Raw genomic sequence first — 17,989 nt, 5'->3', positions numbered from 1 at the left:
GGCGGGGATCTACAGGCGTTCCGTCATGCTTGCCAGCGGACGCTACGCCATGCTTGATGACGGCATGGGGTTCAGCCTGGTGCCGTGGAAGCCGGTGATCGAGCAGCGGCTGGGGCAGCAGATTGCGACGACTATGCGCGATGGCGTTGCGTCGTGGGATATGGGGCGGGGACGTGGGATGTCGATCAGATGAACTGAGCGAGAACATAACGTGCAGTCTCAAGCTGCAAGAGGGTTTTGTGCCCATTAATTTCGTCCTTTCTTGTTTCTGAATTCATCGAACACTCAGGTTCCGGCAAGATTCTTGCGGCAGTGCAGCGGCTGGGATGGGAACAAGGCCTCTGGCACCGAGATGCCAGAGGCCGAGGCAACGATCATGTGCACCGCTCAAATGGATGGAGCCGACTCTCTCGCCACTGTCGACAAGGGCGCTGAGTGCGCCGGTGTCGCGCGCCGCAGCAGCCGCATGGCATTGGCAATCACGATCAATACCGAGCCTTCGTGGAACAGCATGCCGGCGGCCATGGTCACCCCACCCATCAGCACACCGGTCAGCAGGAGGCCGACGGTCGCTAGAGCGATGACGATGTTCTGGCGGATGTTGGAGAGCGTGCGCCGCGCCAGCGAGATGGCCTCGGGCAGCTTGAGCAGGTCGTCGCCCATGAGCGCGATGTCGGCGGTCTCCACCGCCACGGCCGAGCCGGCTGCGCCCATGGCCACGCCGACGTCGGCGGTGGCCAGCGCCGGCGCGTCGTTGACGCCGTCGCCAACCATCGCGACGACGTGGCCGGCCCGCTGCAGGCGGGCGACGATGTCGAGCTTGTCCTCGGGCAGCAGCCCGGCGTGCACCTCGTCGATGCCGGTGGCGGCGGCAACGGCATCGGCCACCGGCTTCACGTCGCCGGTGAGCATGACGACCTTCTTCACGCCCGCCTTGTGCAGCGCGGCCACCATGGCTGCGGCGTCGCGCCGGATCTCGTCGGCCACGGCGATCACGCCCAGCACCTGGTCGTCCACGGCAACGATCATGGGCGTGCGCCCCTGGGTGGCCAGTTGATGCGCCTGGCGGTCTGCGCCCACCGTATCGGCGACGCCAAACTGCTCCAGCAAGGCCAGGTTGCCGATCAGCACCCGCTTGCCCTCGACGCGGGCGGTGATGCCCTTGCCGATCACGGGCTCGATGTGCTCGGGCAGCTCGGCCACCGCGATGCCTGCTTGCTCCGCCGCTTCCAGGATGGGACGCGCCAGCGGGTGCTCGGAGCCGGCCTCGGCGCGCGCCGCCCAGGCGAGCACCTGGTTCTTGTCCACGCCCGGCGCCAGCGCCACGACATCGGTGAGCTGCGGGCGGCCCTTGGTCAGCGTGCCGGTCTTGTCCACGGCCACGACGTCGATCTTGGCCGCGGTCTCCAGGAACTCGCCGCCCTTGATCAGGATGCCGTCGCGTGCCGAGCGGCCGATGCCGGCGACGATGGACACGGGAATGGAGATCACCAGCGCCCCCGGGCAGGCCACCACCAGCAGGGTCAGGCCCAGCACCACGCTGCCGCTGATGAGGCCGGCCAGCAGCGCCAGCACGACGACGGCGGGGGTGTACCAGGACGAAAACCGGTCCATGAATTTCTGCGTGCGCGCCTTGGCGTCCTGCGCGTCTTCCACGCGGTGAATGATGCGCGCCAGCGTGGTGTCGGCGCCGATGCCGGTGGCCAGCACCTGCAGAAAGCCGCCGCGCGAGATGGTGCCGGCGAAGACATGGTCGCCCTTGGACTTTTCCACCGGGATCGATTCGCCGGTGATCGACGCCTCGTCGAGCGCGCCGGTACCGGCGATCACCTCGCCATCGACCGGCACCTTGGCGCCGTTCTTGACCAGCACCACCTCGCCCATGGCGACGCTGGCGGCGGGGATTTCCACCTGCTCGCCCTTGCGCATCACGATGGCCGTGTCCGGCGCCACGGCGATCAGCTCGGCCAGCGCCGCGCGGGTCTTGTTCAAGGTGGCCGATTCCAGCGCGTGGCCAATGGCAAACAGGAAGGTGACGGCCGCCGCCTCCCAATACTCACCAATGATCAGCGCGCCGACGGCGGCGATGCTCACCAACAGGTCGATGCTGATGTGGCGCACGGCCAGCGCACGTACGGCGTTGCGCACGATGGGCGCGCCGGCGACGAGGGCGGCGGCGACCATCAGCCACTGGGCCGCCAGGGCAGCGCCGTAGCCCTTGGATGCGGTGAATGAAGCCAGGATCAGCAGGCCGGACAAGGCGGGAGTCGTCCAGCGGCCGTTGATCCATGCGTTGATCTTGTTCATGGGGTTGGCCTCCAAAGGTGGTCAAGCGGGACAGGGGCAGCCACCGCCGCCGGGCGCGGCGGTGTGCTGCTCGTGGAGTGAGCGGCGCGGGGGCCATGGTGGTGCGTCAGAACGCCGAGGCGCGCGCGGTGTAGCCCACCTTGGCGATGGCGGCGATGAGATCGTCCGCGCTGACGGTTTCGGGGTGGTGGTCGACTTCGATGCGCGCCGATGCGAAGTGCACCTTGACGTGGCTCACGCCCGCCATCGCGCCGACGCTTTTCTCGATCTTGGTCACGCAGGACGGGCAGGAAAAACCCTCGGCGCGCAAGGTGGTGCGGGTGTTGGTGTTGGTCATGGTTTTTTCCTTGTATGACGGTCTGGTTGAGGGATGCCTTCACTGTAGGCAGGCCCGCCGTATTGCTCCATGAGAAACGTCAATCAACAGCAGCCGACTTTGGCGCTGACTCAAACCATGCCGTCGCGCACTTGCTCCAAGCGCGCCGCATCGACGATGGCGACCCAGCGCCGGCCGGCGTCGATCCAGCCCTCGCGCTGCCACTGGCTGAGCAAGCGGCTGACCGATTCGGTGGCCGCGCCGGCCATGGCGGCCAGGTCCTCGCGCGCCAGCGGCACGTCCAGCAGCATGGCCTCGTTCCAGGGCTTGCCGACCTTGTCGGCAAGAACCAGCAGCAAGGCTGCCAGGCGCTGCTCCAGCGGCGCCCCGGCCAGCATGTGAATGGCGTGCTGCGACTGCGTCAGCCGGTGCGCCACGCCCTTGAGCGTGGCCACAGCGACTTGCGGAATTTCTTGCAGGATGGCGTCGTACTCAGGCGCATCCAGGCCCAGCAGGCAGGCCGGCGTCAAGGCGGTGGCGCTGTCGGCGTAGAACTGCTGGCCCAGCGCCGGCAGCGCGCCAAAGAAATCGCCTGGGGTGAGCAAGTCAATCAGCGACTGGCGCCCATCGGCCGCCAGCCGCGTGGTCTTAACGGCGCCGATCGCCACCACGTAAATGTGCGTCGCGGCATCGCCTTCCAGGTAGACGGGCTCCCCGGCCGCGAAGTTCTGGGCCTGGCAATGCCGGTTGACCTGCGCCAGTTGCCCGTCGTCGAGATCGGCAAAAAGAGGGACTTTGCGGCAAACGGCCATGCGCATGTCCAGCGAGCAGGCCGCCGGGTCCGGGTCTGGCATGGACAGGGGGATTTGGCGGCGTTTGTTTATGGCTTGTTTCATCGTGCTGTGGAATAAGTTCGCGGCGTCTTGAGCCGATCTGCCGGTGTTCCGGCCGGCGTCCAGATCCGGAGCTGGCAAGGGTTTTGCGGCAGCCGGTCAGCGGCTGTCTCTGGAGTTTGGGTCAAGTCGAGCCCGCCCCAGGCCCATGCGTGCCAGCGTCGTGTCGTGCATCAGGTAGTGATGCACCAGCGCCGCTGCAGCGTGTAGGCCGATCAGCCAGTACCCGAGTGTGCCGATTGCCTCGTGGACTTCTTTGAGGCCGCCTGCAAGCGCCTTGTCAGGCGCCATCAGCCCAGGCAGTTCGAGTCCGAACAAGGACACGGGCGCGCCCTTGGCGTTCAGGCTCAGATAGCCGAGAACGGGCGCCGCGATGAGCAGGCCGTAAAGCGCCCAGTGCATGACATGGGCCAAGCGGGACTGCCACGCGGGCGTACCGGCAAGCTCACTGGGTTGACCCAGCATCCACCGCAGCGGCAGCCGAACCAATACGACGACTGCGAAAACCAGGATGCCCAGGCTTTCATGCCAGCTCTTGGCCAGCGCCCGCTCGGCACTGCCCTTGGGCAGGCCATCGTGCAGCTCGATCAAGGCATAGACACCGACCATCAGCAGCAGCGTCAGCCAGTGCAGTGTGATGAGCGTTGGATGGTAGCGTTCAGTGGTTCTGGACATGAGGCTCTCAATGTGGATGCGGGCGTGAACGTGGCAGCCCGCGCTTTTGCAGGCGAGGCTGCCACGATGCCAACCCTCGTTCCGGTTCTGAAAAAGCAGCTGATGGATTCTTGCTGCCCCTGCTTGCAGCACCGTTTGTCAGCCGATGGATGCGTCGCGACCGGTTGGCTGCTGCGCCATAGCCACCCAACGCAGCCCATCGCCCTGGCTGAGGTAGTAGTGGCCGTCGGGACTGATCACCACCGCACGGGGTGCGATCGAGTCGAAGAAGTACTGCCAGCCAAACCCGGGCATGCCGGCCTGGGCCTGGTTGGCGATGGCCTGCCAGGGCGCCGTTGCCGTTTCCGCCGCTGGTTGGGCTGCGGCGATCCAGCGCAGCCCCTTGCCGCGGCTCAAGTAGTAATGGCCATCAGGGCTGATGACGACGGCGCGCGCTGCCTGCGGGTTGAAGAAATACTGCCAACCATGTCCGGGCGAGCCTGCCTCGGCCGAGTTGGGAATGGCCTGCCAGGGTGCGTTCAGCGCTTCGATGCGCTCGGCGCGGCTGGCGTGGCGCTGCGTGCGATCGGAATGATCGCCGGCCAGGGCGGTGTTGCCCAGCAGGGCCGCGGCGATGCCGATGGAGGCGATGGTGGTGGCGACTTGCATGACGTTCTCCTTGAGTTGCAATGCAGTCACGATCGACTGTGGCTGCAGTCTGCGCGGGTGTGGGTGAACCGGTGCTGAACAGCCTCTTCACCCGCCGTTCATGCCGTACCCGCCGATGCGGCAGCGGCGAAGCGGCCCGAGCCCAACTCGACCAGCGCCTCGCCCCGGCGCAGCAGCCACAAGGCATCCAGGCCGTGCCGATGCGCCGAGGCCAGGCCCTGGCCCGAGCCCGCCACCAGCAAGGCGGTGGCCCAGGCGTCGGCGTCCATGCAACGGGGCGCCAGCACGGTGACGCTGGCGACGCCGTTGTTCACCGGCTTGCCGCTGCGCCCGTCCATGCTGTGCGCCAGGCGTGCCTGGCCCACCTGGACGAAGTGCCGGTAATCGCCCGACGTGGCCACGGCCAGGTCCTGCAGCTCGATCACCCCGTGCGCGGCGCGCAGGCCTGCACGCGGGCTCTCCAGCGCCACCGCCCAGGGCGCGCCGCTGGCCTGGGGGCCGATGGCGCGCAGCTCGCCGTCCAGTGCGACCAGGGCGTGGCACACGCCGTGTCCGGTGAGCACGGCACACATACGATCCACGGCATAGCCTTTGGCGATGCCGCACAAATCGAGCTGCAGTGGCGAGTGCTTGCGCGCCAGGCCGGCGGCCAAGTCCAGCTCAAGGGCTTGCGGTGTCGGCAGGCGTTTGGCATTGCGCGCGGCGCGGATGGCCTCGGCGTCCGGCGTGTCGCATGCCGCGCCAAAGCCCCAGGCATCGACCAGTGCGCCGACGGCGGGATCAAACGCTCCGTCGCTCAGGCGGCAGACTTCGAGCGCGCGGGCCAGCACCTCAAGGATCTGCGCCGGCAGTGCCAGCCAATCGCCTACCGGCGCACGGTTGAGCTGATTCAGTGCGCTTTCCGGCTGCCAGGGCGACATCTGGGCATCGACTTGTTCGACCGCTTCGGCCAGCGCCTGGCACAGTGCGTTCGTGTCCAGCACAGGCGGCACATCGCAGCTCACGGCCCAGCGCGTGGCCATGGTCGGCCCGTGCAGTTGCAGCCGGTGCAAGGGCTCAGAACAGGTCTTCGGCATAGCGCCCCTTGGCCTTCAGTGCGTTCACGTCAAGGCCCAGCGGCGCCAGCAGCGCATCGAGCACCTCGCCCACGCCCTGGGCCATGGGGCGGCTGCCGCACACGCGCACCGCGGCGCCGGCGGCCAGCAATTTGCGCAGGCGTTCGGCGTCGCGTTGCAGGATTTCCTGCACGTAGCCGCCGCCGGGCACGCGCGAGAAGATGGTGTTGACGCTGGCCACGCGCTGCTCGGCCTGCCAGCGCGCGATCTCGGAGCCGAAGTAGTAGTCGGTGGCCGGGTCGCGCGCGCCGAAGTACAGGTGCATCGGCGTGCGCTCGTCGTTGCGCCGAATGAAGCCTGCCAGCGGTGCCACGCCGGTGCCAGCGCCGATCAGCAGCACGCTCGGCGGTCGACCGCTGAGGGTAAAGCCCGGGTTGGCACGGATGAAGGCCTGCGTGCTGTCGCCCGGCTTGAGCCCCAGCAGGTGCGCCGAGCACACGCCGCCGGGCCACTGGCGCACGCAGATTTCCAGAAAGCCGTCGGCGCTGCCCGACGCCAGCGAGTAATAGCGCGCCACCGCGTTCCCCGGTGGCACGATACCTACCAGGTCGCCCGCCTCGAAGCGGCCCAGGCCGCAGCCGAGCAGACGCGCAAACCACGGCTGGCGCGGCCAGGCAAAGCGCAGGATGGCCGTGGGCCGATCGGCCTGGCCGGGGTAGTCGCGCCGCTCGACGAGCGTCAGCGCGGTGGTGGCGGGCAGACGGGGTCGGTAATCGATCGCCAGCGGCTGGCCCAGGGCCTGCGCCAGTGCCTCGCCCCAGCGGGCGAACTGCTGCGCCGACTGCTGGTGGATCAGCTCCAGCGGCAGTAGGCTCGCATGCCCCTGGGCACGCAGCGCCTGCTCGACGGCCTGTGCATAGGCGCAGAACGCCGGGTATTGGCGATCGCCAAAACCCAGCACCGTCACCGGCACGCCGCTGCCGCCCTGCGCGGCAATGCGCTCCAGCGCATGACGCGCATGCGCCGGCGGCTGGCCATCGCCATGCGTGGCCGCCAGGATGAAGACCTGCTGCGCCGTGGGCGTGATCTGGAAGTGCTCCAGTGCGCTGCTGTGCACGCGCCGCCCGGCGCGTACCAGCGCGGCATGCAAGGCCTGGGCAAAGCCCCAGGTGCTGCCGCCCTCGCTGGCGACGAAGATCAGCACCTCGGCCTGCTGCAGGCGGGAGTTGTCGGCGATGTGCACCGCGTTGCGGCGCCCCTGCCACCAGATCAGCACGCCGCTCGCCCAGAACAGCAGCACGCAGAGGCCCGCGAGGCCCATCACCACGGCCCACGGCCAGGCGCTCTCGCCGGTGTGCAGCACGCGGGCCCAGTCGTCCAGCCGCTGCGCCAACGTCGCCTCCTGCCAGGCCAAGGTATCGCCGCTGTGGCGGTCAATCCAGCCTTGGCCGCGCGTGGTCGCCACCTGCCAGGTGTCGGTGGGGTCGCCCGCATCGGGGAGGTTGACGCGGTGCAGATCGCCGACGCCGAGGTCGCGCAGCAGCGGTAGCTGCGCCGGCGCCAGGTCGGCCCCCGTGCTGGCGCTGGAAACAACGTCGGGCTCGGGCCCGGCTTCCAGTTCGAGCAGGCCGAGTGTCGAGGCGCTCATGGTCAGCGCCGTGATCGAGGACAGCAGCAGCAGGGCCAGCACCACCCGGCCCGCCAGTACGTGCAGGCGCTGCGCCAGGGTGCCGCGCACCCGGCCTGCCACATGGCGCCAGCCGCCCATGCGGCGCACGAGCAGCACCAGGCCGGAAATCGACAGCAAGACCATGGCCAGCGCCGTGGCCGCGGCGCCCCAGCGCCCACCATCGCCCAGCAGCAGCGCGCGGTGCAGGTTCTTGACCCAGCGCGGCATGCTGGAGGGCTGGTAGTTGCCAAGCAGCTGGCCGCTGGTTGCATCGACGTAGCGCGCCTGCGCTTGGTCGCCGTCGAAGCCGAAGGCGGCGACGGCGCCCGAGGGCAGGCGACGGATTTCCTCGACGCCGGGCATGGCCTGCTGCACCTGTTGCACCAGCGTGGCCACCGGCAGGTCGGCCGGTGCTGTCGGCGCCTGCCAGGCCTCCTGCACCGGATCCAGGGCTAGCAGGGCACCGGACAGGCCCAGCACCAGGGCCACGGTGCCCAGGCTCAGACCCAGCCATCGGTGGACGGCTTTCCAGTTCATGCCTTGCTCCTTACTTCAGCTGGAAGCTGGCCGACTGGATGTACTGCTTGCCGGCCTGCGCCTTGCCGGCGCCCGCCGCCGTCAGGGGCAGCCGCACCTCGGAGGGGCTGTCACGCATGTCTTCCACGGCGGCGTCGATGCGGATCTCGTAGCCGGCGTCGATCAGCGCGTCGGCCAGATCGGCCGTCACCCTGAGCGTGCGGCCCGCGCCGACGCTGGCGCCGGTCACGCCATTGAGACGTTTGGCGTCGCCGGCCGACAGGCGGCTCCAGTCCGCCAGGTGCTTGTAGTACTTGGCCTTGCCGCCGGCCACCCAGAGCGTGCCGGCGTAGGCGCCCTTGGCATCGGTCAGGTAGACCGCCAGGTAGGCGCCGTCGCCGCCGTAGTTCTTGAGCTGGGTGGCAATGGTGACTTCGCGCGCCTGGCCGAGGGCGGGCACGGCAAGCGCGCAAGCTGCGGCAATGGCGGTGATCAGGGGTTTGGACATAGGGTTCTCCTGGAAAGAGGGGAGGCGATTCATTGCACCTGGCCGCGCGGCGCGCTGCCCGGGGTAAAGAGGGGTGAGGAAGGGGCAGTGCCCGCATCCTGCGGCGTGTGGTCGCGCCGGCGCTCGCGCTCCCGGTCCCGGTCTTTGTGGTGGTCATCGCGCTCGCGCGACTTGATCTTCAGCACCTGCAGGGTCTCGGGGTCGAGCTTGGCCTTGAAGCGCTGGCCCTGGGCGTCGGTGCCACGGATTTCGTAGCAGCCGTCGTCAATCTTCAGTCGCTCGACCTGCCAGCCCTGCTGCGCCGCCATCTGGCGCACCGCTTCGCGCGACTGCCATCGCGCGGCCGGGGCATCGCAGTCGCTGGATGCCACCGCTGGCAGCGCCGCGACGGCCAGCACCAGGGTGGCCAGCCGGGGCTTGAGGTGTAGGTTTCGTTTCATCGTCGGTTCCTTTCACAGCATCAGAGCTGTTGATGCCAATAATTTTGACGAACCGGGGGTGAATCAACACTGAACCTTCTGTTCACCTCGTGTTCATCCGATCGAGCCAACGGTCAGTTCACGTTGCCACATGCCCCCATCGGACGTATTGATGAGAAGCATGAAGCGAATCGCGAGTCTGGCTGGACTGACGAAGACGGGTTCGTCAGGGCTTGCCCGAAGATGGAACTTTTGCGCTCCTCATGCGTTAACGCCCCAATGCCCCAACCGAGCCAGTTTGACGAGACTGACTGCATTGCCCGCGCCCAGCGCGGGGAGGTTGCGGCGTTCTCTGAGCTGGTGACGCGCAACCAGGATCGCATCTACCGCTTTCTGGTGCGCATGACTCGGTCACAGGAGGATGCGCGCGAGTTGACCCAGGAAACCTTTCTGAGCGTCTACCAGGCACTGCCCAGCTGGCGCCCGCAGGCGCAGCTGTCCACGTGGCTGTTCCGCATCGCGCGCAACCAGGCACTGGACCGGCTGCGTCGCGCGCGGCACGTGGAGTTCGTGGCGCTAGACGACGCGCTGCATCAGCAGGTACCGGCGGATACGCCCACGCCCGAGGCCATGCTGCAGGCGCGCCAGCGCATCGCGGAGCTGGAGCGCGCGCTGGCGCGGCTGTCGGTGGAGCACCGTGAGATCCTGCTGTTGCGCGACATCGAGGACATGCCCTACGAGGACATTGCCCAGGTGCTGGGCATCGGCCTGGGCACCGTCAAATCCCGCATCGCCCGCGCCCGCGCCGGGCTGCTGCAGCACATGCCACGCTGACCGCAAGGAGCCACCATGACCTGCCCACGCATCGAAGACCTTTCCGCCTTTGTCGATCACGCCCTGCCCGCGCGCAGACAGGCCGCGCTGCAGAGCCACCTGCGGGCCTGCCCTGTCTGCAGCCAGCAGCTCGATGCGCTGCGGGCGCTGCGCCAGGAACTGCACGCCCTGCCATCGCCCACGCTGGGCTTCGATCTCGCGGCGCAGCTGCAGGAGCGCCTGCGCGACCGGCGGCCACCGCGCGCCGCCAGGCCCCGGCGTGCCGGCTGGGACCTTCTGGGCTGGATGCCCACGGGCCTGGCGGCTGGCGCGGCGCTGGTCTCGGGCCTGTGGATGGGCGGGCTGCTGCTGGGCACGGGGGCAGCCATTCCTACCACGTTTGCGGCCGCCGACCCCGCCATGGCGCGCGTGTTCGACCCCGTGCCGCCGGGCGGGCTGTGCGCCGCCACCGAGATTTGCCGACTGCCAAGGAATCTGCCATGAAACACCCCACCTGGATCCGCACCCTGCTGGCCGTCTCGCTGGCGCTCAACCTGGGCATTCTTGCGGCGCTCGTGCTGCGCCCTGCCCGCGTGGCGCCGCCCCCGGCGCCGGCCGTGCACCTGCCGGACTACCTGGCGCTCACGCCCGGGCAACGCACGCGCTGGGAGGCGCTGGAGGCGCCGTTCCTGCACGACCTGTCATCCAACTGGGACGACATACGCCACCGCCGCGAAGCCCTGGTGCGCCACATCTTCGCCGCCGCACCCGACCGCGCGGCCATCGACGCCGAGCAGGCCGCCATTGCCCGCCTGCAGGCCGCGCAGCAGCAGCGCGTGATCACCCAATTGCTGGCCGAGCGCGAGCTGCTGGACACCGCCCAGCGCGAGCGCCTGCTGCAGCTGTTGCTGGGTCGCTACGCGCAGGAGGCGACCGAGGAGGAGCTGCTGCACCGCAAATAAGGCCGTGCACCAAAGATGCAAAACACATGGAACATTCAGACGCGCGCTTCGTTGAAGAGGGCAAGGCAGCCAGGCAACCCGCACGGCCACCTTGCATGGTTCAACTTTCAACGGAGCATTTCCATGAAACAACTCACCACACTGCTGCTGGCCGCCGCCCTGGCAGTCCCCCTGACCTCGATGGCCGCGAGCGCGCACGACAGCCACGGCAGCGCCGAAACCCACCAGTTGCAACTCAACGCCGGCAAGAAATGGGACACCGACGCGCCGCTGCGCCAGGCCATGACGGCCGTCCATGCATCGGTGACGAAAATCCTGCCCGCGGCCCATGCAGGCAAGGCCACGGCGGCCGACTACGACGCCTTCGGCAACGCCGTCGGCCAGCAGGTCGCCTACATGGTGGAAAACTGCAAGTTGCCCCCCGAGGCGGACGCCCAGCTGCACATCATCGTGGCCGACCTGGTGGCGGGCGCCGAGGCCGCCCAGGGCAAGCACGGAGAAGGCAAGCGCGCCGCCGGCGTGGTGCAGGTCGCGCAGGCCTCCAACGCCTACGGCAAGTATTTCAGCCACAGCGGCTGGAAGGCCGTCAAGCTGCCCCATTGAAGGACATGCCAAGCAGGGTGAGGGTATGCCCAAGGCAGGCCCATTCGCCCCCGTGCAAAGTGTCTAGCCACGTTCGGGCACTTGGAGGCACCACGCCGTGCCAGCACCATGGAGCGCGTGGTCGAAGGGCTATGGAAGGTGCCGAACGATCAGCCCGAGCAGGGCCGCCGCCATGACGTGCAGCGTCTGGGTGGTGTGGCCATTGAGCTGAAATCGTACCTGCCCATCGAGCGGCAGGCCCGCGTGATCGGGGCCACCCGGCTCGAATGGCAGCAGGGCGGGCCTGAGCAACCTGGGCTCCGGTGAGGGAACCAAGCAGGCGATGCAGCAGCGCGCCGACTCCCTGGACGAACAGGGACTGGATAAGCGGTGCAGGCGATGCGTGATCCTGACATGCAACCTGCTGGGCACGTTGCGCAGTTGAGAACTGGCGCAGACCGCGAGGACATCGCCTCCACCGGCCTGGAGCTGCCGGCGCACTTCATGACCGGCACAGGATTCGCGTACCTGACTCACGGGCTCAATAAATCTTTGGGATCGCCGGTGCCATCAAGAGCCGCGCGCTGCGCAGGGTCGAGCAGTGCTTCACGATTCCAGCCGGCCACGGTCGCTGCGGCATCCACCGTATGCGCCCAGGTACAGCGGTTGGCGAACAGCATGCTGGGGACATCGAAGGTGCCGCCGCGGCTGATGTAGCCGAGGGCGTGCGTCCTGGTCGGGCCGTTGTCGATGCGGCGCAGAATGCCGAGCATGGGCTCGGGGCGCGTGTGGGTGAGGATCACGCGCGGCAGGCCTTGCGGGAACAGCGTGCTGACAGTGGCGTCTTCATCGACGAACTCCGCTTCCATGGCATCGCGCGGGATGCGCAGGCGGCCAGGTTCCAGGATGACGGTGACGCAGGCGCGCTTGCCCATCCCGGCAAGGTGCTGCTGCGCCTTGATCGCCTCGTCGAGTTGGTAGGCACCCAGCGCGATGAGCTGCACTTCGGCCTCGGCGGGGTCACCGATCAGATGGGCCGCGCCGTCACGGATCAGGCGTTGCGCCGATTCGGCATCGAAGCGGTTCTCCACGTCGCGCTTGGAAACGATGAGGCAGGCCAGTTGCCCGCGTCCGGCATAGATTTCGCGCAGCGCGGCGACCGCAGTGTTGCCATCCACCGGGAACAACACGCGCGAGGTGTCTGACATCTCGCCCAGCAGGGCTTCGCCGATCGCCGGGTCTTGGTGCGACTGTTCGTTTTTGGCGTTCTCCCAGGTGTGCGAGGTGACGATGAGTGGCACCGACAGCCAGCCGGCGGGCTGGCCGACCTGACGCAGGTGGCGGGCGAAGATGATTTCCTGCCGCATCAGGCCGAGCATTTTTACGGCGAAGGCCTCGTAGCTGACGATCAGGTTCAGTCCACCCTTGTTGCCGAGTGCGGCGGCGGCCACGGCCTCTTCGTTGAGCGCGGTGATGACGGCGCCGTGCAAATCCTCAGGCACACCGGGTTCGGGCTCGTTGACGCGGTGCTTGAGCAGCGCCAGCGTGCCGCCCATCTTGTTGCTGGCCAATTCGTCAGGGTTGCCGATGCGCATGCGCAGCTCGGGATTGGCTTTGGCGAATTCAACGAACCACTGATCCAGCGCCGTCATCGCACTGCCTTCGCTGCCTGATATTTCCCAGCGCGGTTCGGGCAGCCTGGGCGCAGCGGGGTGGCGGTGCGCCATCGGATGCGCGCTTTCCAGCGGGCGCTGCTGGGCGGCGTGGGTTGCGAAGGCGGTGAGCGTCGCGTCGAGTTCGACCGGAGCAACGAAGAGCGCAGCCGCGCTTTCGTTGAACCGCCCACGCATGGCGACATCGGTGTGGGGGTTGCCGCCCAACGGCAGGTTGTGCGCGGCGTTGCTGCCAGCACCGGGAAAGCCGAAGCCCTTCTCGGTCTCGGCGATCACGTAGGGCAGAGGCGCCGGATAGCGGCGATCCGGATCGGCGGCAAACGCACGCAGCGCGCCCTCGGCTTCGACGATTGCCCAGGCGATCGCGGCCGGGTCGCGGCCATCGACGATCACCGGGTCGAAGCCGTTGTGGCGCACGTCGTCGGCCAGCCATTGCGCACCCCCTTCCTGCATGATCTGGGTACGTTGCTCGATGCGGCGGCCGTTGAGGATCATCACCGGTACAGCGAAGCCGCTGTCTTGCGCGCGCCACCAACGCGGCGCCCAGTCCGGGCCACGCTGCTCCTCGAAGGCGCCGTCACTGAGGAAGGCGACCAGCGATTCGCCAGGCAGCGGCATGTGGATGTACTGCAGTTCGGCAAAGCCGAGGTAGCCGCCTTCGGACACGGCACCGGCGGTGTTGGGGCCGGCATGGCTGCCCAGCGGCACGGCCGGGAGGCCCTGCGCATCGATGGCATAGGAATAGAAATCGGCACACAGGCGCGACAGGCCTTGCTCGCTGCGGTCGTAGCGGCCCCGCTGCGCGGGCGAGACATCGCCGGTCAGCACATTGACGGCTTCGATGGCGGCGACACAATGGCCCTGGCCCATGATCCAGCCGCGTGTGCTGCCGGTGAGCGCGTTGGCCAGCAGGTAGCCGACGAAGGCCTGCACCATATTCAGCGAGCCGCCGGTGTGGCCTTCGGGCGTGGGCTTGAAGTCCTCGGCTGACAGCGCCGCGCCGGAAAGATCGATGCGGCGCGCATAGGTCATGTGCGCGACCACGTTCATGGCCACGCAGCTCAGGCGGTCGGCGGCGGCAAGCAGGGTGTAGGCCGTCGTCTCGTCGGCAACACGGCCCTCGACGATCAAACGGGTCACCAGGGTTTCCATGCGTTTGATGGTCTCGTCGCGATGGACGATGGGGCCGTGCCCGGCAAGCCAGCACTGGCGGATGGTGGAAGCGGTGGTCATGCGATTTCCCCTCTTTGATGTCGATGAATCCCTGCGTGGCTACAGAGTCAGTTGAGTTGAGCGCGCTCGGCCTGGCTGGGACATCACGCGCCGCCTATCAAATCCTGCGTATAGCGCGCTGTGATCCATTCCTCGTTGGTAGGCTCCACCGCGGCCAGCACCCGGCTGTCGGTGGTGGAGATAACCGGGGCATCGATGGCGTTGGCATCGGCATCCAGCTTGATGCCGATAAATGCCAGGTCGCGGCAGACGCGCTCGCGCACGAAGGCGTTGTGCTCACCGACACCGGCAGTGAACACGAGCAGATCCAGGCCGCCAATGACTGCGATCAGTGCGCCAATCTCCCGCACGATACGGCGCACGTAGAGCGCCAACGCGATGCGGGCGCGTTCGCCGACTTCGCCGGAATCGCTCTCGTGCTTCACCACCACGCGCGGCTCGGCCGAAATCCCGGAAACACCGAGCAGGCCGGACTGGTTGTAGAGCGTGCGGCCTACTTCTTCCAGTGAGAGCTTTTCGATCTCCATCAGGTAGAGCAGGGCGCCCGGATCGAGCGAGCCGGTACGGGTGCCCATCATCAGGCCGTCGAGCGCGGAAAATCCCATCGTGGTGGCGATGCTTTGCAGGTTCTGCATCGCGCACAGGCTGGCCCCGCTGCCGAGGTGCGCGACGATGGTGCGGCCGCGTGCCAGATCACCGTGGCGCTCGGGCAGGACGTGGCTCATGTAGTCGTATGAAAGGCCGTGAAAGCCGTAGCGGCGCAGACCGCGTTCCCAGGCCGAGTACGGCAGCGGCAGGATCTGCTCCACCTTCGGCGCCGTGCGGTGAAAGGCTGTATCGAAGCACGCTACCTGAACAATTCCGGGCCACTGCTCGAACAGCAAACTCATGGCCTTCAGGGGAAAGGGTTGGTGCAACGGCGCCAAAGGAATCAAGGCCCGCAGCTCCGCGATGGAGCCATCGGTCACCACGGTTGGCTCGAAGTACCTGCTGCCGCCATGGACGACACGATGCGCGATGGCCACAATGCGGCGGCCATCGAGTCGGGCCACGATGCGCGCTTGAATCAGCGCCAGAGCGGCGGTGTGAGGGTGTTCGTGATCCAGATGGATGCGCTGCTGTGCAGTGCCACTGTCGCTGTACTCAGGCGCGGGCCCAGCAATCCCTTGCACCTTGCCGTGCCAGAGCGGCTCGCGCGGCAACGGGCGCACCTGTGCATCGAACAAGGCGAACTTGATGCTTGAGGAGCCGCAATTGAGCACCAGGATGAGGCTCGGCTGGGAGTTGCTCATCGTGATGCCCCATACAAACCGGCCTGGGACAAATGCGTGTCAGCGACTCCCATAAAACTGTTCCACGAACGATTGTCGGAAGCTTTGGTGACAAGCGAGGCAGCTTTGTTGTGTCTTGGAGAATGCGGCGATAACGGCCTGGCCGTCGCCGCGCTTGGCGGCATCCCCCATGGCGCTCGCAGCGTCCTGGACCTGTCCATCGAAACCCCGGAATTTCCCGGCATCCGTGCCAAGCCAGCCAAGAATGCGCATCTTTTCGCCCAGAGGTGGCTCGGCATGCTTGGCGATTTTGGGCGCCAACTCGGCGACCAGTGTCCATTCCTCCTTGGAAATCGCACCGGTGACGGCTTGCATGTCACGGCCAAGTCGCTCCATGACGCTGCGAAGCGCCATCGGCTTTGCAGCGTCAGCGGACTGCGCGCCCAGTCCCGTGGTGGCGGTGGCCAAGGCTACTGACAACGTGATCGTCAAAAGCTGTCGAGGGTTCAAGAGGTAACTCACGGGATTCTCCATGGAGGTTGTTGGTGAATGCTTCGCAGGCGGGCGCATGGCTTCGGGATTTCAAAATTCCATGCTCAACGCAATCGATCCGAAGGCGTGATGGCCGATCTGCTGGTCGAACTCGCGGGTTCTCCAGACGCGCATCACGGCAAGCCGCACGCCATGCCCGGCAACAATCCATTGGCTGCTGATGCCAATGGCTGCCTGAGCGACCCAGGGTCGTCGACTGACGTGATGGCTGTGCCGAAACAGATTCCCGTCGAGCGAGAAATCCCAGGCAACGGCTTTGGCCTCCAGATTCAGGAATGCATGCGCTCCGGGTTTGGGCGCGCGCGCTGATTGAGGCTCTGTTCTGCGCAGGTCGGAAACGCCCGAGGGCGGGCGATTCTCCGCGCCGGGCCGAATCGGATAGCTGCCGAAGTCGTTCGGAATGTTCCAGCCCGCACGCAATTCCATGCCGGTGCTGGCTGCGGTTTCGATGTTTCCGATCCGCAGGGCATAGCTGCCGATCACGTCGCCGCTCCACCCCGGCCGGACGGCACCCTCTGTGTACGACTTGAACTTGCGCTCCATCGCCATCTGGAACGCGGGTTCGTTGCGCAACTGGTTGTCCCAGCCGCGAAAACGATCGATGCCCCGCACCCGATGCACCAGATCCTGCGATTGCTCCGCCAACGACCAGGGGCCAATCACGCCCAGGGTCAGTTCGCGCACATCAAGTATTTCATAGCTGGCGGCCTGTGGGTGGACGCGGTGATTCCATGCCAAACCCAGGTACAGCAGGCCGGCGTACGGGCGATCGTCGGAAATCAGATCGGTGCGCGTCTTGTCCTCGGGCGTGTACATGGACTGGCCGAAGCGCACGACGATGTTTTGCGATGCCGATTGGGCGCCAGAGTCGCGCCAGAACTCGGGATCAGCCCAGCCGATGAAGCGGGTGTACCAGGCAATCGGTTGGGGCAGACACTCCGGGCGGAGCGCGCCTTGCAGATCGCGCGAAACCACGCTCAGCGCCACACCGTTGGTGTAGTTGCGGTCGGTGCCCGTGAACAAATCGTTCTCCAGGCGCAGGGTTCCACCTCTCCAGTGCAAGGCGTGCTCTGGCAGGCAGCGGGAAATACCATCCGAGGATGCGGGCTCCGCGCCACGGGCGGCAGTCGAGCCGAGTACCGCGCACGCAATCAGCGGCGTGATACTGCGCATCGACCATTGCGCATTGGCCTTGGACAGCCGCGCGTGAAGGCTGCCGATGCGCATCATGATGGCGCGCCATCTGTTGCCCTATCGACGTAAAAGCGTTCCAAGGCACCCATGATTTCCTCGGCTTTGTCGACGCAGGTAAACAAGTCGAGATCGGACGGCGATACGTAGCCTTCGTCGAGCAGAAGATCGAAATCAACGGCTCGGCTCCAGAAGTCGCGACCGACAAGAACCACCGGAATCCGTTGCATCTTCCCGGTCTGGATCAGGGTCAGCACCTCGAACAGTTCGTCGAGCGTTCCATAGCCACCGGGGAAGGCCACCAGACCTTTCGCATGCAGCAAGAAATGCATTTTGCGCAGCGCGAAATAGTGGAACCGGAACGCCAGCTCCGGACACATGTAGGGGTTCGGCGCTTGTTCGTGCGGCAACGTGATGTTGAGGCCGATCGAGCGAGCCCCGGCATCGAAAGCACCGCGATTGGCTGCCTCCATGATGCCGGGGCCGCCACCGGTGATGACGACGAAATCGCATCGTCCCTCCTGCTGGAAACGAGCAGAGATCAGTTGAGCGAAGCGCTGTGCCTCTTCGTAATAGCGTGCCTGTTCCACGCGGCGACGGGCCAAGACTAGGACCTGTTAACACAAACTGCGAAGGCCATCGACCACCAGCACGAAGCAGAGAAAGCCGAGGAACATTGCGTCGAGTTTCTCGAATCGAGAGAAGA

At 66.8% G+C, this 17,989-nt stretch carries 18 protein-coding genes and 2 pseudogenes; 6 read left to right on the top strand and 14 right to left on the bottom strand.

The window, feature by feature from the left end:
- The coding region (locus ABS45_RS16575) for a DUF3363 domain-containing protein (RefSeq protein WP_291557695.1) at positions 1-193 on the top strand (193 nt) is incomplete at its 5' end.
- Between the two features lie 194 nt (positions 194-387).
- Here ABS45_RS16575 and ABS45_RS16570 read toward each other — a convergent pair.
- The 9 genes from ABS45_RS16570 to ABS45_RS16530 all read right to left on the bottom strand — a co-directional run bounded on the left by ABS45_RS16570 (position 388) and on the right by ABS45_RS16530 (position 9,027).
- Positions 388-2,307 carry a cation-translocating P-type ATPase gene (locus tag ABS45_RS16570; protein WP_103044763.1) on the bottom strand — a complete coding sequence of 640 codons (1,920 nt, stop codon included), beginning with the start codon at positions 2,305-2,307 and terminating at the stop codon, positions 388-390.
- Positions 2,308-2,413: 106 nt separating this feature from the next.
- Entirely contained in the window at positions 2,414-2,644 is a 231-nt protein-coding gene (locus tag ABS45_RS16565; protein WP_013519689.1) for a heavy metal-associated domain-containing protein, read from the bottom strand.
- Between the two features lie 110 nt (positions 2,645-2,754).
- Positions 2,755-3,477 (bottom strand): Crp/Fnr family transcriptional regulator, encoded by a 723-nt coding sequence (locus tag ABS45_RS16560; RefSeq protein WP_168727965.1) that lies wholly within the window; start codon positions 3,475-3,477, stop codon positions 2,755-2,757.
- A gap of 138 nt (positions 3,478-3,615) precedes the next feature.
- Complete coding sequence (locus ABS45_RS16555) at positions 3,616-4,191, bottom strand: cytochrome b (protein WP_013519687.1); 576 nt, start codon at positions 4,189-4,191, stop codon at positions 3,616-3,618.
- 138 nt (positions 4,192-4,329) lie between these two features.
- A complete protein-coding gene (locus ABS45_RS16550) occupies positions 4,330-4,839 on the bottom strand; it encodes a hypothetical protein (RefSeq protein WP_013519686.1) in 510 nt (169 codons plus the stop codon).
- Between the two features lie 98 nt (positions 4,840-4,937).
- On the bottom strand, positions 4,938-5,915 hold the full coding sequence (locus tag ABS45_RS16545) for an FAD:protein FMN transferase (RefSeq protein ID WP_291557680.1): 978 nt from the start codon (positions 5,913-5,915) through the stop codon (positions 4,938-4,940).
- Positions 5,896-8,100 carry a PepSY domain-containing protein gene (locus ABS45_RS16540; protein ID WP_103044765.1) on the bottom strand — a complete coding sequence of 735 codons (2,205 nt, stop codon included), beginning with the start codon at positions 8,098-8,100 and terminating at the stop codon, positions 5,896-5,898. The genes ABS45_RS16545 and ABS45_RS16540 overlap by 20 nt, the downstream gene beginning before the upstream one ends.
- A gap of 10 nt (positions 8,101-8,110) precedes the next feature.
- Positions 8,111-8,587: a DUF2271 domain-containing protein gene (locus ABS45_RS16535; protein ID WP_013519683.1), complete on the bottom strand. Its 477-nt coding sequence runs from the start codon at positions 8,585-8,587 to the stop codon at positions 8,111-8,113.
- Between the two features lie 29 nt (positions 8,588-8,616).
- Positions 8,617-9,027, bottom strand: a complete 411-nt coding sequence (locus ABS45_RS16530) for a PepSY domain-containing protein (RefSeq protein ID WP_013519682.1) — start codon at positions 9,025-9,027, stop codon at positions 8,617-8,619.
- 258 nt (positions 9,028-9,285) lie between these two features.
- Between ABS45_RS16530 and ABS45_RS16525 the strand changes: the two genes are divergently transcribed.
- The 5 genes and pseudogenes from ABS45_RS16525 to ABS45_RS16505 all read left to right on the top strand — a co-directional run.
- Entirely contained in the window at positions 9,286-9,840 is a 555-nt protein-coding gene (locus ABS45_RS16525) for a sigma-70 family RNA polymerase sigma factor (protein WP_013519681.1), read from the top strand.
- 15 nt (positions 9,841-9,855) lie between these two features.
- On the top strand, positions 9,856-10,323 hold the full coding sequence (locus ABS45_RS16520; protein ID WP_013519680.1) for a zf-HC2 domain-containing protein: 468 nt from the start codon (positions 9,856-9,858) through the stop codon (positions 10,321-10,323).
- Entirely contained in the window at positions 10,320-10,781 is a 462-nt protein-coding gene (locus ABS45_RS16515; RefSeq protein ID WP_013519679.1) for a periplasmic heavy metal sensor, read from the top strand. Before ABS45_RS16520 ends, ABS45_RS16515 begins: the two co-directional genes overlap by 4 nt.
- Before the next feature lie 123 nt (positions 10,782-10,904).
- On the top strand, positions 10,905-11,384 hold the full coding sequence (locus ABS45_RS16510; protein WP_013519678.1) for a hypothetical protein: 480 nt from the start codon (positions 10,905-10,907) through the stop codon (positions 11,382-11,384).
- An 81-nt stretch (positions 11,385-11,465) separates the two neighbouring features.
- Positions 11,466-11,805 (top strand): annotated as a pseudogene (locus tag ABS45_RS16505) (DUF3363 domain-containing protein); the annotation flags it as partial.
- 91 nt (positions 11,806-11,896) lie between these two features.
- Here ABS45_RS16505 and ABS45_RS16500 read toward each other — a convergent pair.
- The 5 genes and pseudogenes from ABS45_RS16500 to ABS45_RS16480 form a co-directional block, all read right to left on the bottom strand.
- Positions 11,897-14,269 carry a xylulose 5-phosphate 3-epimerase gene (locus tag ABS45_RS16500; protein ID WP_291557662.1) on the bottom strand — a complete coding sequence of 791 codons (2,373 nt, stop codon included), beginning with the start codon at positions 14,267-14,269 and terminating at the stop codon, positions 11,897-11,899.
- An 83-nt stretch (positions 14,270-14,352) separates the two neighbouring features.
- Positions 14,353-15,561 (bottom strand): acetate/propionate family kinase, encoded by a 1,209-nt coding sequence (locus ABS45_RS16495; protein WP_013519676.1) that lies wholly within the window; start codon positions 15,559-15,561, stop codon positions 14,353-14,355.
- 39 nt (positions 15,562-15,600) lie between these two features.
- A complete protein-coding gene (locus ABS45_RS16490; protein WP_029696262.1) occupies positions 15,601-16,074 on the bottom strand; it encodes a cytochrome c in 474 nt (157 codons plus the stop codon).
- A gap of 48 nt (positions 16,075-16,122) precedes the next feature.
- Complete coding sequence (locus tag ABS45_RS16485; protein WP_013519674.1) at positions 16,123-17,322, bottom strand: lipid A deacylase LpxR family protein; 1,200 nt, start codon at positions 17,320-17,322, stop codon at positions 16,123-16,125.
- A pseudogene (locus tag ABS45_RS16480) lies at positions 17,319-17,879 on the bottom strand (TIGR00730 family Rossman fold protein); the annotation flags it as partial. The pseudogene ABS45_RS16480 and the gene ABS45_RS16485, both read right to left, overlap by 4 nt.
- Between the last annotated feature and the right edge of the window lie 110 nt (positions 17,880-17,989).

It is taken from the genome of Comamonas sp. SCN 65-56 (genome assembly GCF_001724135.1).
Taxonomy (GTDB): Bacteria; Pseudomonadota; Gammaproteobacteria; order Burkholderiales; family Burkholderiaceae_C; genus Comamonas_C.
The sequence above is the reverse complement of the archived record's forward strand: the minus strand, read 5'-3'. Positions and strand labels throughout refer to the sequence as shown.

What these genes read in the sequence shown, in the direction of transcription:
- ABS45_RS16530 (WP_013519682.1), bottom strand. Translation starts at nt 9,027, where the DNA reads ATGAAACGAAACCTACACCTCAAGCCCCGGCTGGCCACCCTGGTGCTG.
- ABS45_RS16570 (WP_103044763.1), bottom strand. Translation starts at nt 2,307, where the DNA reads ATGAACAAGATCAACGCATGGATCAACGGCCGCTGGACGACTCCCGCC.
- ABS45_RS16550 (WP_013519686.1), bottom strand. Translation starts at nt 4,839, where the DNA reads ATGCAAGTCGCCACCACCATCGCCTCCATCGGCATCGCCGCGGCCCTG.
- ABS45_RS16520 (WP_013519680.1), top strand. Translation starts at nt 9,856, where the DNA reads ATGACCTGCCCACGCATCGAAGACCTTTCCGCCTTTGTCGATCACGCC.
- ABS45_RS16490 (WP_029696262.1), bottom strand. Translation starts at nt 16,074, where the DNA reads ATGGAGAATCCCGTGAGTTACCTCTTGAACCCTCGACAGCTTTTGACG.
- ABS45_RS16525 (WP_013519681.1), top strand. Translation starts at nt 9,286, where the DNA reads ATGCCCCAACCGAGCCAGTTTGACGAGACTGACTGCATTGCCCGCGCC.
- ABS45_RS16545 (WP_291557680.1), bottom strand. Translation starts at nt 5,915, where the DNA reads ATGCCGAAGACCTGTTCTGAGCCCTTGCACCGGCTGCAACTGCACGGG.
- ABS45_RS16500 (WP_291557662.1), bottom strand. Translation starts at nt 14,269, where the DNA reads ATGACCACCGCTTCCACCATCCGCCAGTGCTGGCTTGCCGGGCACGGC.
- ABS45_RS16485 (WP_013519674.1), bottom strand. Translation starts at nt 17,322, where the DNA reads ATGATGCGCATCGGCAGCCTTCACGCGCGGCTGTCCAAGGCCAATGCG.
- ABS45_RS16495 (WP_013519676.1), bottom strand. Translation starts at nt 15,561, where the DNA reads ATGAGCAACTCCCAGCCGAGCCTCATCCTGGTGCTCAATTGCGGCTCC.
- ABS45_RS16565 (WP_013519689.1), bottom strand. Translation starts at nt 2,644, where the DNA reads ATGACCAACACCAACACCCGCACCACCTTGCGCGCCGAGGGTTTTTCC.
- ABS45_RS16515 (WP_013519679.1), top strand. Translation starts at nt 10,320, where the DNA reads ATGAAACACCCCACCTGGATCCGCACCCTGCTGGCCGTCTCGCTGGCG.
- ABS45_RS16510 (WP_013519678.1), top strand. Translation starts at nt 10,905, where the DNA reads ATGAAACAACTCACCACACTGCTGCTGGCCGCCGCCCTGGCAGTCCCC.
- ABS45_RS16540 (WP_103044765.1), bottom strand. Translation starts at nt 8,100, where the DNA reads ATGAACTGGAAAGCCGTCCACCGATGGCTGGGTCTGAGCCTGGGCACC.
- ABS45_RS16555 (WP_013519687.1), bottom strand. Translation starts at nt 4,191, where the DNA reads ATGTCCAGAACCACTGAACGCTACCATCCAACGCTCATCACACTGCAC.
- ABS45_RS16560 (WP_168727965.1), bottom strand. Translation starts at nt 3,477, where the DNA reads ATGCCAGACCCGGACCCGGCGGCCTGCTCGCTGGACATGCGCATGGCC.
- ABS45_RS16535 (WP_013519683.1), bottom strand. Translation starts at nt 8,587, where the DNA reads ATGTCCAAACCCCTGATCACCGCCATTGCCGCAGCTTGCGCGCTTGCC.